Origin of the sequence: Sphingopyxis sp. (genome assembly GCF_035998905.1) — a bacterium.
Classification (GTDB): Bacteria; Pseudomonadota; Alphaproteobacteria; order Sphingomonadales; family Sphingomonadaceae; genus Sphingopyxis.
The window spans coordinates 1-14,972 of sequence record NZ_DASYHG010000021.1 but is presented as its reverse complement, the minus strand read 5'-3'; the positions used below and the strand labels follow the sequence as shown (position 1 = coordinate 14,972).

17 protein-coding genes are annotated in these 14,972 nt (G+C 65.5%); 9 read left to right on the top strand and 8 right to left on the bottom strand.

All coding sequences use genetic code 11. From position 1 onward, the window contains the following. Positions 1 to 5 precede the first annotated feature (5 nt). Together VGN62_RS11375 and VGN62_RS11370 are read left to right on the top strand one after the other, a co-directional pair. Entirely contained in the window at positions 6 to 647 is a 642-nt protein-coding gene (locus tag VGN62_RS11375) for a YoaK family protein (protein WP_327453847.1), read from the top strand. Between the two features lie 74 nt (positions 648 to 721). Then, positions 722 to 2,119, top strand: a complete 1,398-nt coding sequence (locus VGN62_RS11370; RefSeq protein WP_327453845.1) for an amino acid permease — start codon at positions 722 to 724, stop codon at positions 2,117 to 2,119. On the opposite strand, the gene VGN62_RS11365 is transcribed toward VGN62_RS11370, so the two are convergent. The 6 genes from VGN62_RS11365 to VGN62_RS11340 all read right to left on the bottom strand — a co-directional run bounded on the left by VGN62_RS11365 (position 2,116) and on the right by VGN62_RS11340 (position 4,914). Beyond that, the gene (locus VGN62_RS11365) at positions 2,116 to 2,430 is read right to left on the bottom strand and encodes a zf-TFIIB domain-containing protein (RefSeq protein ID WP_327453843.1); all 315 of its coding nucleotides are present in this window, start codon (positions 2,428 to 2,430) and stop codon (positions 2,116 to 2,118) included. The two genes, VGN62_RS11370 and VGN62_RS11365, sit on opposite strands and share 4 nt — an antisense overlap. A gap of 122 nt (positions 2,431 to 2,552) precedes the next feature. Further along, positions 2,553 to 2,762 (bottom strand): helix-turn-helix domain-containing protein, encoded by a 210-nt coding sequence (locus VGN62_RS11360; protein WP_058539484.1) that lies wholly within the window; start codon positions 2,760 to 2,762, stop codon positions 2,553 to 2,555. Then, positions 2,762 to 3,286, bottom strand: a complete 525-nt coding sequence (locus VGN62_RS11355) for a DUF2975 domain-containing protein (RefSeq protein WP_327453839.1) — start codon at positions 3,284 to 3,286, stop codon at positions 2,762 to 2,764. Before VGN62_RS11355 ends, VGN62_RS11360 begins: the two co-directional genes overlap by 1 nt. Positions 3,287 to 3,447: 161 nt before the next feature. Beyond that, positions 3,448 to 3,765, bottom strand: a complete 318-nt coding sequence (locus VGN62_RS11350) for a DUF2218 domain-containing protein (RefSeq protein ID WP_327453837.1) — start codon at positions 3,763 to 3,765, stop codon at positions 3,448 to 3,450. Next, entirely contained in the window at positions 3,765 to 4,370 is a 606-nt protein-coding gene (locus VGN62_RS11345; RefSeq protein ID WP_414713277.1) for a PadR family transcriptional regulator, read from the bottom strand. Before VGN62_RS11345 ends, VGN62_RS11350 begins: the two co-directional genes overlap by 1 nt. A 100-nt stretch (positions 4,371 to 4,470) precedes the next feature. Further along, a complete protein-coding gene (locus VGN62_RS11340; protein WP_327453835.1) occupies positions 4,471 to 4,914 on the bottom strand; it encodes an acetyltransferase in 444 nt (147 codons plus the stop codon). A gap of 373 nt (positions 4,915 to 5,287) precedes the next feature. On the opposite strand from VGN62_RS11340, the gene rplJ reads away from it, so the two are divergent. After that, complete coding sequence (rplJ, locus tag VGN62_RS11335; protein WP_056373887.1) at positions 5,288 to 5,803, top strand: 50S ribosomal protein L10; 516 nt, start codon at positions 5,288 to 5,290, stop codon at positions 5,801 to 5,803. A 59-nt stretch (positions 5,804 to 5,862) separates the two neighbouring features. Then, positions 5,863 to 6,234 carry a 50S ribosomal protein L7/L12 gene (gene rplL, locus VGN62_RS11330; RefSeq protein WP_093513122.1) on the top strand — a complete coding sequence of 124 codons (372 nt, stop codon included), beginning with the start codon at positions 5,863 to 5,865 and terminating at the stop codon, positions 6,232 to 6,234. A gap of 123 nt (positions 6,235 to 6,357) precedes the next feature. On the opposite strand, the gene VGN62_RS11325 is transcribed toward rplL, so the two are convergent. After that, positions 6,358 to 7,404, bottom strand: a complete 1,047-nt coding sequence (locus tag VGN62_RS11325; RefSeq protein WP_327453830.1) for a hypothetical protein — start codon at positions 7,402 to 7,404, stop codon at positions 6,358 to 6,360. 287 nt (positions 7,405 to 7,691) lie between these two features. On the opposite strand from VGN62_RS11325, the gene VGN62_RS11320 reads away from it, so the two are divergent. Then, positions 7,692 to 8,720: a phosphoribosylglycinamide synthetase gene (locus tag VGN62_RS11320; RefSeq protein ID WP_327453828.1), complete on the top strand. Its 1,029-nt coding sequence runs from the start codon at positions 7,692 to 7,694 to the stop codon at positions 8,718 to 8,720. Further along, on the top strand, positions 8,717 to 9,577 hold the full coding sequence (locus VGN62_RS11315) for an NTP transferase domain-containing protein (RefSeq protein ID WP_327453826.1): 861 nt from the start codon (positions 8,717 to 8,719) through the stop codon (positions 9,575 to 9,577). The genes VGN62_RS11320 and VGN62_RS11315 overlap by 4 nt, the downstream gene beginning before the upstream one ends. On the opposite strand, the gene VGN62_RS11310 is transcribed toward VGN62_RS11315, so the two are convergent. Beyond that, the gene (locus tag VGN62_RS11310) at positions 9,498 to 10,940 is read right to left on the bottom strand and encodes a carotenoid oxygenase family protein (protein ID WP_327453824.1); all 1,443 of its coding nucleotides are present in this window, start codon (positions 10,938 to 10,940) and stop codon (positions 9,498 to 9,500) included. The genes VGN62_RS11315 and VGN62_RS11310 overlap by 80 nt on opposite strands. Positions 10,941 to 11,025: 85 nt before the next feature. Between VGN62_RS11310 and VGN62_RS11305 the strand changes: the two genes are divergently transcribed. The 3 genes from VGN62_RS11305 (at position 11,026) to VGN62_RS11295 (ending at position 14,817) form a co-directional block, all read left to right on the top strand. Next, positions 11,026 to 11,640 carry a TetR/AcrR family transcriptional regulator gene (locus VGN62_RS11305; RefSeq protein WP_327453822.1) on the top strand — a complete coding sequence of 205 codons (615 nt, stop codon included), beginning with the start codon at positions 11,026 to 11,028 and terminating at the stop codon, positions 11,638 to 11,640. Between the two features lie 88 nt (positions 11,641 to 11,728). Next, on the top strand, positions 11,729 to 13,513 hold the full coding sequence (locus VGN62_RS11300; RefSeq protein WP_327453820.1) for a sensor domain-containing diguanylate cyclase: 1,785 nt from the start codon (positions 11,729 to 11,731) through the stop codon (positions 13,511 to 13,513). Positions 13,514 to 14,148: 635 nt separating this feature from the next. Continuing rightward, complete coding sequence (locus VGN62_RS11295; protein ID WP_327453818.1) at positions 14,149 to 14,817, top strand: DUF4197 domain-containing protein; 669 nt, start codon at positions 14,149 to 14,151, stop codon at positions 14,815 to 14,817. The last annotated feature ends 155 nt before the right edge of the window (positions 14,818 to 14,972 follow it).

Genomic DNA, 14,972 nt, shown 5'->3' with positions numbered 1-14,972 from the left:
CAGCGGTGATCCGCTTCGACCGGTCCTATCAGGCGCTGGCGGTCGGCGTTTCGATGCTTGCCGGCTTTGTCGATGCGGTCGGATTCATCGACTCGTCGGGTTTTTTCGTGTCCTTCATGACCGGAAATTCGACGCGGCTCGCGGTGGGGGCCGCCGAATGGCAGGATGCGGCGCTGGTTGCCGGTGCGATCATCCTGATGTTCCTTGCCGGGGTCGTCGCCGGCTCGCTGGTTGCCGCGTACAGCCGGCGTCCGCGGGCACCCGTGGTGCTGACCCTCGTCGCGCTTCTCCTCGCGGTCGCCGCCAGCTTCCGGCTGGCCGGTGCAGTCCCGCCCGCCATCGCCTTCCTTGCGCTGGCGATGGGCGCCGCCAATGCCGCAATCGAGGGGCGCGACGGTGCGGTCGTCGGGGTGACCTATATGACCGGCACGCTTGTCCAGGCGGGACAGAAAATCGCCAATGCGTTGCGCGGCGCGGGCGACGCGCGGTGGCCGCATCATCTCTGGCTGTGGGCGGGCCTCGTTGCGGGCGCAATCATCGGCGCGCGCGTGGCCCTGTGGTCGCCATCGGCCGCCTATGGCCTTGCCGTCATGCTTGCGGGATTGCTGACGATCAGGGCCGCGATGATCACCCGATCGCCGGGTTGACGTCCGGGCTATATTGCCTTCCGCGCGATCGGCCTCCACAAGCGGAAAAAATTTTTCCTTTAGGAGAGAGTCGCATGAGTGACAGCCTGCTGCGCCGTAAGGCCATCGTTCCCGAGACGCACGAGGGGCATGGCCTTGCGCGAACGCTGAGCTGGCCGCACCTGATTGCGCTGGGTGTCGGTGCGATTGTCGGGACGGGCATATTGACCCTGATCGGGGTCGGTGCCGACAAGGCGGGCCCTGCGGTCATTCTCTCCTTCGGCATTGCGGGCCTCATCTGCGCCTGCGCCGCGCTGGCTTATGCCGAAATGGCGACGATGATCCCCGCGTCGGGCAGCGCCTATACCTACAGCTATGTCGTCATCGGCGAGTTGCTCGCCTGGGTCGTCGGATGGAGCCTGATCCTCGAATATTCGCTGGTCGTCAGCGCGGTCGCGGTCGGCTGGTCTGGCTATGCCGCGCCGCTGCTTGAAGCGTGGGCGGGCGTGCCGATGGCGCTGATGCAGGGACCCGAGCTTGATGGCATCGTCAACTTGCCCGCGATCGCGATCATCGCCGTCGTCGCGGGGCTGCTGCTCGTCGGTACGCGCGAAAGCGCGACGCTCAACGCGATCCTCGTGCTGGTGAAGGTGCTGGCGCTCGTCATTTTTGTGGCGGTGGCGCTTCCGGCGTTCAATGCCACGAACCTCGAACCGTTCAGCCCGTACGGCTTTTCCAAACATATGGGCCCCGACGGGGTCGAGCGCGGGGTCATGGCCGCCGCGGCGATCATCTTCTTTGCCTTTTACGGTTTCGACGCGATTGCGACGGCGGCGGAAGAGACGCGGAATCCCGACCGCGACCTGAAGATCGGAATCGTCGGGTCGATGTTCGTTTGCGTGCTCATCTATATCGCGGTCGCGGTCGCGGCGGTCGGGGCGATCGCTTACAGCCGTTTCGCCAATAGCCCCGAACCCCTTGCGCTGATCCTGCGCGAACTCGGCAGTCCGCTGGCCGCACAATATCTGGCGGTGTCGGCGATCATCGCGCTGCCGACCGTCATCCTCGCCTTCTTCTATGGGCAGAGCCGCATCTTCTTCACCATGGCGCGCGACGGCCTGCTGCCCGCCAGCCTCGCCCGGCTGTCGTCGCGCGGGACGCCGGTTCGCATCACCATCTTCACAGCGCTCGTCGTCGCGGTGCTGGCGGGCTTCATCCCGCTGGGCGAGCTGGCTGCGCTCGCCAATGCCGGGACGCTGGCGGCGTTCACCGCGGTGTCGGTGTGCATGTTGATCATGCGCCGCCGCGCGCCCGACGCGCCGCGCACTTTCCGTGCCCCGCTCCCGTGGGTGGTCGGCAGCATCGCGGTGCTCGGCTGCATCTATCTGTTCTTCAGCCTGCCGGCGCAGACGCAGCTCTGGTTCCTCGTGTGGAATGTCGGCGGGCTGGCCGTCTATTTCCTTTACGCCCGCCGGCACGCCATCATCGGCTAGTCGAACAGGTCGCTGAGGAAGCTCTTGGCGTAGCTCTTCTTCTTGTACGGCTTGCCATAGTGGCGGTCGTCATAGCCGCGCTCGCGATATTCGGGCTGCGGCGGCGGGGGAGGGGCGGACGCGCGCGGGGCGGGTGCGTTCGCGGCTTCGCTGCGCTCGATGATCTTGTCGAGCTCGCCGCGGTCGAGCCAGACGCCGCGGCATTGCGGGCAATAGTCGATTTCGATTCCCTGCCGTTCCGACATCGTCAGGTTTACGCGGCAGGTCGGGCAAAGCAGCCCCTGGGCATCGGACACGAATTTTCCTTTCATGACAAAGGCGGCCCGAAGGACCGCCACCTGTTTCAACGTGTCATCGCACTTTGCGTTCCGCACGGAAAAGGCCCCGCTCCGACCGGGGAGGCGGAACGGGGCAGAGTTTCGCCGCGCCGTTTTCAGCTGTCGGCTTCGAACGCCAGCAAGTCGCCGGGCTGGCAATCGAGCTCGGTGCAGATCGCTTCGAGTGTCGAAAAACGCATCGCCTTCGCCTTGCCGGTTTTCAGGATCGAAAGGTTGGCCAGCGTGATGCCGATACGGTCGGACAGATCGGTCAGCGTCATCCGCTTGGCGTGGAGGAGGTCATCCAGTTTCACGACGATCGCCATCACACGGTCCCTTCGAGATCGGCGCGCATCGCGGCGCCTTTTTCAAAGACCGCGGCGAGGACGAAGGCGAGCAGGATCGACAGGATTCCGTTGAGGTTGATCCCGCCCATGTCGGCGAACTGGCTCGTCGGCACCGCGATGCTGCGCGCGACCGAGCCGAGCGGTAGTGCGAGCAACTGCACCGCGACGAGTGCCCAGCCGATATGGCGGAGCCGGCCGGCGTTGGCGGGGATGAAGGGATCGCTCGCTGCCGAAGCGACGAGCGCCTGCAGCTTCCGCAAGATATAGAGCGCGGCGGCAAGCACCGCGGCGAACAGGCCGAGCAGGGCGAAAAGCTGCGGGCGCATCGTGGCGGCGTCGAGGAAGACCTGGCTGTTCTTCGCTTCGGCGGCGATTTCGGGCCAAATCGCGACCAGCGCGGCGCCGGTGCCGATCACAAGGAGGAACAGGACAGCAATCAGCGCCAGCATCAGCCAGAGCAGTCCGCCCGTCACTCCCAACAATGTCGAATGTGTCTTTGGCATATCGATCTCCGATGTTTTATGTATCGAAGATCGATATATCACGAGTCGTGCATATCGTCAATCAATAATATCGAAAAACGATAATATGGCCTCTTTGCGGCCACCGGCACCGCCCCCGTGTCGTCATCCCGGATCAAATCGGGGTGACGATGGGAAGGGCGTCAGGCCGCGTGCCAGTCGAATGTCAGCGGCGCCTCGCGAAAGGCGAAGCGATCGAGGTGGCGGGCGACGACGCCCTTCATCGCTTCGAGATGCTCGCCGCTGCTGGCGTCGATGCGGACCGACAATGCGTCGGCGCCCGCGTTGAACGTCACCAGCGCGTCGCCGGTCCATGCCGCACCGCGCGCGTCCTTGGGGAAGGTCACGGTGCCATGGTCGGGGGTGAATTCGACCGCGAGATTATGCTGCCAGTGCTTGCACAGCTGCTGCAGATATTTGCTCGCGTGGGCGGTTGGCACATTGGCGACGACGCTGCTCATCACAGCCGCTCGATCTTTTGCGCCGCCTCGTCGATCAGCGCGACGATGTCGTGCAGCGCCGCATTGTCGAGGTCCCGGTCGCCGAGCCGGTTCATCAGCACCTGGCGAAGATTGCCCATCGCCCGGCGAACCGAGGCCGAGTCGGTGCGCTGCGTTTCTTCGCCGACCGCGGTCAGGCGCGCGATTGCGGCTTCAACGATTTCGGCGTTGGTTTCGAGTTCGGCGCGGCCGGCGTCGGTGATCGCGAACAGCTTTTTCGCGCCATCGCTCTGCTGCGCTTCGATCAAGCCCATGTCGTCGAGCATCGTCAGCGTCGGATAGATGACGCCGGGGCTGGGCGCGTAGGAACCACCGGTGAGTTCCTCGATGTGGCGGATCAGGTCATAGCCGTGGCGGGGTTCGTCGGCGATCAGCTTGAGCAGCACCAGCCGCAGCTCGCCGCCGTCGAACATGCGCCGGCGTTCACCGCGCTCGCCCCGGCCGCCACCGCGACGGCCACCGCCGCCGAAGCCATGCCCGAACCCGTGGCCAAAGCCGCGGCCGCCGCGGTGCATTGCATGCCGTCCGCCGCAGCCGCGGCCATCCATTTTTGCGTAGAATATCATTTTCGTTCCTTAAAGTGATTCTAGATGCGTCTAAGATATATCTTAAGATGGGATGCGCAAGGGGCGTCAGGAAAAAATTGCGCGGTGAAGGCCGGGGCGATCAGGTCGGGGAAGCGAAACGCAAGTGAACCAGCGGATACGCCCGTCCCTGGCTATCGCGTTCCGACCGCCCGGTCGGCACGAAACCGAGGCGTTCATAAAAGCCGACGGCTTGCCCATTTTGTTCATTCACGTCGGTGGTCAGCACGGGGTGGCGGTCCAGCGCGTGCGCGACGAGCGCCCGGCCCACCCCGGCGCCGCGATGCGCCGGATCGATGAACAGTGCCTCCATGCTCGTTCCGTCGAGCAGCATGAAACCGACCGGCAGGTCGGCACCATCGACCGCAAGCCAGAGCGGCGCAGAGGGCAGGAAGCCCCGGACTTCGGCTTCGATCGCGGCGCGGTCTTCGGCCGACAGGAAGTCGTGCGTCGCGTCGACGGCCGCGCACCATATCTCGACGGCGCGTTCGCCGTCGGCAGGAGTGGAAGGGCGGATGCGTATCATGGGCAGGGCTTTAGTCGATCGTGGCGGGATCGGAAAAGCCCGAAGCTGCTATAGGGGGGCGGCCATCGGCCTTGACTCTGCGGCCATCGACGCTATTAGCGCCCCCGTGTTGTCCCGGCCTCGGCCGTGGCAATTCCGTCCGAGACAGTTGGTGAAGGGGATTTGCCCTTCTTAATTTCCAGCCGAGACGGGGAACAGTCTTTTTCGGTCGCCCGCCTGTTCGATCAGGCGACGCGTCTTGACCGACCCCATCGGACATCGTTGCGCAAAGACAGGCGAGCCTTGGCTCGCGTCTGTGTTTGCGTGTGTTAGCCGCCCGGCGGCGCGTGCGTTTCGGCGTGGGCGCATCCGGGCAGATGAGTGGAGTATAGGCATGGATCGTACGGAAAAGGCCGAAGCCGTATCCTCGCTGAACGCTACGCTGGCATCAGCTGCCTCGGTTGTGGTCGTCCGCAACCTCGGCATGACCGTCGCTCAGTCGACGGTGCTGCGCCAGCAGATGCGCGACGCAGGAGCCGACTTTCGCGTCACGAAGAACCGTCTTGCCAAAATCGCGCTCGATGGCACGTCCTACACCGGTATCGGCGAACTGCTGACCGGTCCCACGGCCCTTGCAACCTCGACCGATCCGGTCTCGGCTGCGAAGATCGCCGTGGAATTTGCCAAGACCAACGACAAACTTGAAATCGTTGGCGGCGGCATGGGCGACGTGGTCCTCGACGTGAATGGCGTGAAGGCGCTGGCTTCGCTTCCCTCGCTCGACGAGCTCCGCGCCAAGATCATCGGTCTGGTGCAGGCTCCGGCCACCAAGGTTGCGCAGATTGCCGCAGCTCCGGCCGGCCAGTTGGCGCGGGTTTTTGGCGCATATGCCGCCAAAGAAGCAGCGTGATTTCGAACTGAACCTTGAAACTTACTGCCGGGATATCCCGGTTCTGATGGAGAAATAACATGGCTGATCTCGCAAAGATCGTTGAAGACCTGTCGGCGCTGACCGTTCTGGAAGCTGCTGAACTTTCGAAGCTGCTCGAAGAAAAGTGGGGCGTTTCGGCTGCTGCTGCTGTTGCTGCCGCTCCGGCCGCTGCCGCTGCTGGCCCGGCTGCTGAAGAGCAGACCGAATTCGACGTCATCCTGACCGGTGACGGCGGCAACAAGATCAACGTGATTAAGGAAGTCCGTGCGATCACCGGCCTGGGCCTGGGCGAAGCCAAGGCGCTCGTCGAAGGCGCGCCGAAGGCCGTCAAGGAAGGCGCCAGCAAGGCTGAAGCTGAAGAGCTGAAGGCGAAGCTGATCGCCGCCGGCGCGACCGTCGAACTGAAGTAATTCGGTTCCATGGGGCCGGCCGGTTCGTCCGGCCGCGTTCCTGCGAAAATGAGAAAGGGCGGTGCCTCGCGGCACCGCCCTTTTTCTTTGCGGTGAGGGGACCACCGCGGATTATCCGAATGCTCAGCTCTTGGAAAAGCCCGGACGGAAGCTGGTCGAGGTGCGCACGCGCGCCGGTTCGGAGCGGCGCACCTCCTGCTCCTGCGCCGCGGGGGCAGGACGCTGGGCGATTTCCCACGCGCTGACGGGCTTGCGCGTCATATCCTTCTGGCTGGCGAGCGCTTCGTCATAGGTCGTGCGCTCCTGACGATCGAGGAAGCGCGCGCGCTTGAGGCGCTTGCTAAGCGTTGCGAAGGGGTTGTCGGGCGTCGGGCCGGCGAGCGCCATCGCTTCGTGGCGCCCCATGCTGCCGCTCGGTGCGGCGGCGAATGCCGGCGTGCTGCGCGGCGCGGCGGGTTCCTGACGCGGCGCATAGGCGGGCGTCACCCACGGCTGGGCGCCGTCGACAAGCGGCTCTGCCGGCGCCGTACGTTCCGCAGCATAGGTCGTCGTTTCCTCCGCCGCGGCACCCGCGACACGGCGGCGACGGGCAAAGGCGAGGCCGGCACCGCCGACAATCAACAGCGCGGCTGCGCCGCCGGCGATTTCCCAAGGGAAGTCGCCGCCCGTTGCCGCGGTCTTTTCGGCGGGTGCGGAGACGGGCTCGGTGACGGGTTCGGCCGGCGTGACGGCCGGTGCGGCCATCGGGGTGAAGTCTTCGGTCGCTACGGCTTCGGTCGATACGGCTTCGGTCACCGGCGCTGCGGCTGCGGGCGCGGCAGCCGGCGCTGCGACAGCCGTTCGAGCGCGCGCCGTACTGCGTTCGGTGCGGGCGGGCGGCGCCGCGCGCTCGGCCGTCTTGGGCGCGGGAGCGGTTTCGGCGGGCGCAATGTCCAGCGGCACGCGGATGACGGGCTTGGGAGCGGGCGGCTCGGCGGTCTGCGGCGCCGCGACCGGCGCGGTCATGCTCGGTTCGGCGACCGTCGGCGGGGTCTGCGGCGTCGGCGCTGCCACCGGCGGCGTCATCGTGACGGTCGGCGTTTCCTGCGCAAAGGCGCCGGGCGTGGAAAGGACCAGGAACGCGGCAATCGCGCTCATGGCGGGGCGGGAGAGGGCGATATTCTTCGTCATAGTGAAGGGCCAACGAACTGCCCTGCGAAAATGCTGCTCGACGGACGCTGTTTCCACGATGAGCCGTGCGCCCCGGACGGCGCGGCGAGGATTCGGGTGCGGCCGGTCGTACTGCACAAACGCTTCTGCGACCGGACGATCAGTGATTGTTCTTGTTGCCGACCGGGTGGAAGATGCCTGTTTTTCGGTGGGTTTCCCGGACAAGATGACAGTCTCTTTGCGCTTTGGCGTCGGCCCATTCATCAATTCGTCATTCGCGCGCAATCTCCGCATGGTCCACGCGGCGCATGAAAACGACCGACCTTGCCCCGACCCGGCTGCCCGCCCATCTGCGCGAAACGCAGCGGCTGCTCTTTATCGCCAAGCATGCGCGCTGGACGGGCGGACTGCATCCCGACGACGGCAATCACGCGCCATACCATCGCGAGATGCGCGAGACACTGGAGGGAATTGGTGCCGAGTTGCTGATTGCCGACAGCTATGCAGCGCTGTTCGACCGGCCTGCGGCGGACTTCGTCTTTCCGCTCCTCAACCGCGGCGGCTTCTTCAACTCGGAAATGCTGCTGCCGCTGCTCTGCAACCGGCACGGCCTGCCGTATCTTGGGGCGTCGCCCATCGTGCGCGGCCTGTCGGACGACAAGCATCTGACGAAGCTCGAAGCGGCCGCGCGCGGGGTGCCGACCGCGCCGTGGACGCTGTTCCGCCGCGATGCGCCGGTCGATGTGTCGCGCTGCCCCCCAGCGCGGCGCTGGGTGATCAAGCCGAACAACAGCTCGGCCTCATGGGGCGTGCGCGACGCGCATGATCGGGGCCAGCTTGCGCAGGCTGTCGCGGAGATCCACGCGCTCGACCATGACGCACTCGTCGAACCCTTTATCGACGGCAGCGATATCGAAGTGCCCGTGATCACGCTGGACGGCGAGCCGGCGATGCTGCCGATGATGATCTTCGAACAGGCCGATCCGACGCAGCTTCGCACCTATCAGGAAAAGCGCGATCTGGTCGGCAACGTCGGATACAGCATCAAGCGGTTCGACGATCCCGCGATCGCGGTGCAGATTATCGAATATACGAAGCGCATGGCCGATGTCTTTCGCCCGTTCGATTATGGCCGGTTCGAGTTTCGCGTCGATCATACGAGCGGCGATGTCCGGCTTATCGAGGTCAACCTCAACTGCAACCTCTGGTCTGAAAAGCTGTTCTCGCGGTCAGCCGTCGCGGCGGGTTTCACCCATGCGCAGCTGATCGAAACGATCGTCGCCGAAAGCATGATCCGCCAGATCGCGCCCGCCGCCGCGCGGCGCGACGCGGCATGAGCGGGTCGATCCTGATCCTGGCCGGGCGCCGGCCCGGTTCCATTGACGCGCTGGCCGAGGCGCATGGCGTCGCCGACAAATGCCTTGTGCCCGTCGCGGGGCGGCCGATGATCGCATATGTGCTGGAAAGCGCGGCCGACAGCAGCGCCCGGCAGGTTTTCGTTTCTACGCATCACGCCGCCCTGCTCGCCGATCTGATCGATCCGGTGGTCGATCTGCTCGGCAAACGCCTGATCGTCGTTCCCGCGGCCGATAATCTGGCGGATTCGGTTCTCGCGGTCGCGGGGGTCGCCAGCTTCCCGCTGCTCGTCACAACCGCCGACAATTGCCTGCTCACCGCGGCGACGATCGCCGAGATAGAAGCCGAGGCGCACCGGCTGGGCGCCGAGGCAGGTGTCGCGCTGGCGCGGCGCGAGGATGTGCTGGCGGTCCATCCCGAAGGCCAACGGCGTTTTTACGAATTTTCCGACGTCGCGGTATCGAACTGCAATGCCTATTGGATCGGGCATCCGAACGCGCTTCGCGCGGCCGAGGCGTTTCGCGGCGGCGGCCAGTTCGTCAAGAAGCCGTTGCGGGTGATGCAGGCCTTCGGCCTCGTCAACCTGCTGCGCTTCCGGTTCGGGCTCGGCCCGATCCACCATATCTTCGCGCGCATCTCGCGCCGGCTGAAGGTCGAGGTGGCCCCGCTGCTGATCGGCGACGGGGCCACCGCGATCGATGTCGACAATATGCGGTCGCTGGCGGTGACCGAGGCGCTGATGCGGCGCCCCGATATCGTCAATCCGCGACCCAGTTGCCGTGAAACCCCGGGGGAACCCGGTGCGGCAGATGAACGACAGCTTGCGGTGACCCGGTAAAATCATCGGCGTTGAGGATGACGAGGTCGGTGGTCTCGTCGTTCATGTCGACCACCAGCCCGATCAGCCAGCCATCGTCCTCGGCGCCGTCGTCGCTGCGCGGGACGAACACGAACTCGCCGGGGTGGCGTCCGGGCCCGAAGTCATGGGCGTCGGTTGTGCCATCTTTCAGATCGTGGCGGAACAGCCGCGTCTCGGCGAGTGCCCATTCCGCCGATGCGCCGTCGGGAATCGCGACGCTGTAGGCGAAGCGATAGGGACGCGTCGTCAGCCGTTCGTCGTAGCGCGGGAATTCCTGCGCATGGTCATGGATGACCGCGCGGATCGTGGTGCCGCCGGCGGGATCGATCGTCCAGCGTTCCATGCGCGACTTTTCGCTGTCGGGGCCGCGCTTCGATTGCGCGAACATCGTTTCGTGCGCGACGACGTCGACGATCACCTTGCCGTCGGCGGTCTCATACGCGTTGGCGGGGTGGAAGACATAGCAGGGCTCGACGGGCACCCAGACGATGCTGTCCCCGCTGCCGTTGCGGGGAAGGAGGCCGACGCGCGCCTGATGCGCCTCGTTCCACGCATAGGGGAAGCGATAGCCGCCGAGCAGCATCTTCATCGAAAAGGTGACGGGCAGGTCGAAGACGAGCACGTAATTTTCGGTAATCGCGCAATCGTGGATCGACGGGCCGTCGCTGACGGAAATCGCTTCCTCGCGGACGACGTGGGCATCCTTGTCGAGCACGACGTGCCACACCTTGTTCGGTTCGTCGCCGCGATAAGTGATCGCGTGCATCTCGCCGGTGAAGGGGTCGTGATGCGGATGCGCGGTATAGGCGCCGGCCAGCGTGCCGTCGAACGGGTTGTGCGCGACGGTGTTGAGTTCATAGCCCAGCTCGACCGGCTTGCCGCCGGCCTCGACGATCGCGAAGGTCCGGCCGGCGAGGCCGACGACATTGGTGTTCGGCGCATCGTTGCGGTCTTCGCGCGGGCCGGGGGGCAGTTCCTCGCCGAGCACTTCGCACGCCTCGCTGCCGCGGACCCAGCGGTTGCGGTACCAGTCGGCCTTGCCGCCCTCGATGCGGATGCCGTGCACCATGCCGGCGCCGGTGAACCAGTGATAGCTGGCGGGATCGGGCTCGGCGGCGGGGTTCGGCCCGTTGCGCAGGTAGCGGCCGGTCAGCGCGGCGGGGATTTCGCCGTCGACGCGGAGCGCCTCGAGCGTGAATTCCTCGGTCATCGGTTTGTGGATGCCGGTGAGGAAGGGATGCGCGTCGGTGGGGCGGGGCAGGCGCTTGCGATTGAAATCGGCGACCTTGCCGATGCCCTTGACGACGGCGCCGCGGATCAGGGTTTCGACGTTGCTTGCCATGATGATGCTCCTTAACGGATGGTGGCGAAAGTGCCGCGCAGCGTGGGGTTGCAACGGCGACTCGATATGTTTACAGTGACAACATATGGCAAGCAAAGATAACAGTGTCAACATAAAAGGCGACGGCGCTGCGAAGGCGGCCGGCACCTATCATCATGGCGACCTCCGCGCGGCGGTCATCGCCGCCGGGCTCAAGCGGCTGGCCGAAGGCGACGGCGCCGAGCTGGGGCTGCGCGCGCTCGCACGCGATGTGGGGGTGAGCGCAACCGCGCTCTATCGCCATTTTCCCGACAAGGAGGCGCTGCTCGACGCGCTCGCCGACGAGGGGCTCCGTCGGCTTGGCGCGTTGCAGGCGCAGGCGTGGCTGAAGGCCGGCGGCGGCCGCGCGGGCTTCAAGGCGACGGGCGCGACCTATGTCCGCTTCGCGCACGACGAGCCCGCGCTGTTCCGCCTGAGCTTCACGCGCCAGATGCCCGAACGCTATGCCGACGATGCCGGCGACGGGAGCGAAGTCGCCTATAACCTGCTTCGTGCGGGGGTCGGCGAAGCGCTGCCCGGGGTAGCGAACCCCGACACCGCCGCGCTGCACGCGTGGGCGCTCGTTCACGGCCTTGCGATGCTGATCCTCGACCGGCGCATCGAATGGGACGAGGCGATGGTCGAAGAGGTCGTCGGGCTGACCTTCGGCGGGATCGATTGACGGGCGGCGCGATATAGCGGCGACGCCGGCACAGGGTATCCCGTATAATATTAGCGGTTTATTTTCCCCTTTTCGGTTAATTGGGCGCATGACCCGGTCGCTGTCCCCCAGAGTCGAGGCGGTCTTTTGGTTCCTCCTGACCGCAACGGGATATTTCCTGCTTGCGAGCCTGTCGCTGCACGCCACCAAGGGCGCCGACAATATCGCCGCGGTATGGCCGGCGAGCGGCTATTTCCTCGCGCTGTTGTTGCTGATGCCGTCATCGGCGCGGGTCGCCGCTTTCGCCGGCATGGTGTCGGCCAGCCTCGCCGCGAACATCTACGGCGGCGCACCGCTCTGGTCGTGCCTGGCTTTCACCTTTTCGAACGCCTGCGAAGCCGTGGTCGCGCTGTGGCTGATCCGCCGCCGCGAACCCGGCGAGCTGTCGTTCATGGTCCCACGCTCGGTCGTCAATTTTTGCATCGCGGCGTTTGCGGCAAGCGCGGTCAGTGCGGTGCTGGCATCGACGCTCGCCGGGACGGGGATCGACTTCCTCCTCTCGTGGCTGACGACCGTGCTGCTTGGCATGTTGATCGTGACCCCGCCGATCGTGATGCTCGCGCGGATGATCGGGATGAACGCGTTCGACAACGCGCCCGCGGGGATGAAGACCGAAGCGACGGCGATCCTGACCGGCGCCGGGCTGGTCACCATCCTGTCCTTTTCGCAGTCGCAGTTTCCCGTGACCTTCCTGCCGTGCATCGCGGTCGTTGCCGCGGCGTACCGGCTGGGTCCGTTCGGCGCCGCGGCGGGGGTGTTGATCGTGACGATCGCCGCGTCGCTGCTGACCGGCCAGGGATATGGGCCGATTGCGGCGATCGAGACGGTGCCGAAGGTCAAGGTGCTCTTCCTGCAATTCTACCTGCTGTCGCTGCTGTTCGCGACCTTGCCGCTCGCGGCGTTGCTGATCGGTCGCCAGCGGCTGGCAAGGCGGCTCGAACAAAGTAATCGCTGGCTGTTGCAGGCGGAGGCGGCGGCGCTTGTCGGCCATTGGCGCGTCGACTTGGTCCATTGGACGATCAGCTGGTCGGACCAGACCTATCGCGTGCACGGGCTGGAGCCCGGCGTACCCGTCGACGTCGAATATAGCGTCAAACAATATGTCGCCGCGGATCGAGTGGCGGTGCGGAAGATATTGGAAGCGGCGGTCCGGACGGGCGAACCCTTTGAATTCCAAGGGCGGATCCGGCGTGCCGACGGCCAGATCCGCCATGTGAAATCGCACGGATCGATCGAAAGAGGGCGCGACGGCCGCGCGATCGGTATCTTCGGCACCGTGCAGGATGTGACCGAGACGGTCGAGAATGCCCGCATCCTGGAGGCCGCCCGCAGCGCCGCCGAGCGCGTGGCGAACACCGACATGCTCACCGGTCTGCCGAACCGCCGCCACACGCTGGCGTTCCTCGAAAAGGCGCTCGCGGGCGCGCGCGAGAATGGCGCGCCGCTCGCGGTCGCGATCTTCGACATCGACCATTTCAAGCGGATCAACGACACGCACGGCCATGCGATGGGCGACCGCGTGATCCACCGCGTCGGCCAGCGCGCGAAGGCCGCATTGCGCGACGAGGATATGCTGGGGCGCATCGGCGGCGAGGAATTTGTCTGCATCCTCCAGCGGTCGAGCGCGCAGGCCGCCGAAATCGTTGCCGAGCGCGTGCGCAAGGCAGTCGAAGCCGGCACCGCAGCGGAGGAGGGGCTGCCGCAGGCGACGATCAGCATAGGGCTGGCAGTCTATGACGGCGAGCCCGACGTCGAGGAACTGCTGCACCGCGCCGACAAGGCGCTCTATGTCGCCAAGCGCGAGGGGCGGAACCGGCTGCGCAGCGCGGCGTGACGCGAGCGTTCGGTCGAGGTTGAGAGGACTGGTTTCGAGCGTTGGCGGACGTTAAACATCTGTTCGACAAACCGAACTATCTGCGGTCCGCATCGGCCCGTTTAGGATGATGGAAGCATGGAGTTGTTCGGCACGCCAGATACGAGCGGAAAGCGTGATTCAGGCGGGGGCTTAGGCCGTCTCTCGGAGGCGTCTTTATACCTTAGTCCAGATGAAATGCTAAAACTGTCAGAATTCTTGGCGAAATGCGCGCGCGAGACCCAGGAGTTTGACCTCTGGGATCACGAACATTTTGTAGACTTCATGTGGCTCAGTGACAGCGGATATGACGGCCCCGATATTATAGTTCATTTGGCCTAGCAGGGCTTGGCGGCTAACGTTACTGCCCTATCCATCATCGTCACCCCGGACTTGATCCGGGGTCCATGAATTCGCTGCAGCTATGGATCCCGGATCAAGTCCGGGATGACGAAAGAGGCAAAGCGAAGGTCCGCTTCCCACCCCATGGCTGCCGAATGCCCCGAGCGGTGGACGGAAGCTCCTCGACGGCTCCATCGCGGTTCGTCGCGCTTTGGCGGTGACGATTTTGCTGATAGACCTTGATACCGGATCGCAAGGCAAGGGAGGCGGGCGCCATGGAATCGCACGAAACAATGATGGCGCGGCGGATGCTGCTCGCGGGGGCGGCGGGACTGTTTGCGTTGGCGCATGCGCCTTGGGCGATGGCGAAGTTGCCGAAGAGCGGCGTCAAAGGGCTGATCGCGGGCGCGTCGGACGGCGCGCTCGACCGGCTGTCGCAGCCCGGTGCCTTTTACGCCGATACCGCGGTGCGCATCCTGTTGCCGGGCGCGAACGGGAAGCTCGCCTCGAAGCTGTTCGGCATGGGCGACAAGCTCGGCCTCACCACCAACCTCACCAAAAGCCTGAACGATGCCGGCGGCAAGGCGGCGGGCGAGGCGAAGCCGGTGTTTCGCGCCGCGATCGACAATCTGCGCTGGACCGACGCGCCCGCGCTGGTGACGAAGAATGACGGCGCGACGCGCTATTTGCAGACGAGTGCGGGGGACGTGCTGTTCGGCAAGGTGTCGCCGCTGATCGGGTCGGCGCTTGAGAATGTCGGCGCCTTTCGCCAACTCGACCAGCTGTCGAGGGGCAACCAGTTGATGGCGTCGGCGGGGCTGACGCGCGACGGGCTGACCCGGTCGGTGACCGAGCAGGCGCTGAAGGGCATCTTTCACTATATGGCGGGGGAGGAGGCGGACCTGCGACGTAACCCGGCCAGGCTGTTGAAGGGTGTGTTTTAGGCGGCGGCGGGTTTCGACCGGAAGCGGCCGTTCTTCTCCCCTCCCGCTTGCGGGAGGGGTCGGGGGTGGGCAGCCACGTTACGATCAGGCCCACCCCGCTGCGGCTAACGAACAAGTTCGCAAGCCTCGCTGCCCCTCCCGCAAGCGAGAGGGGA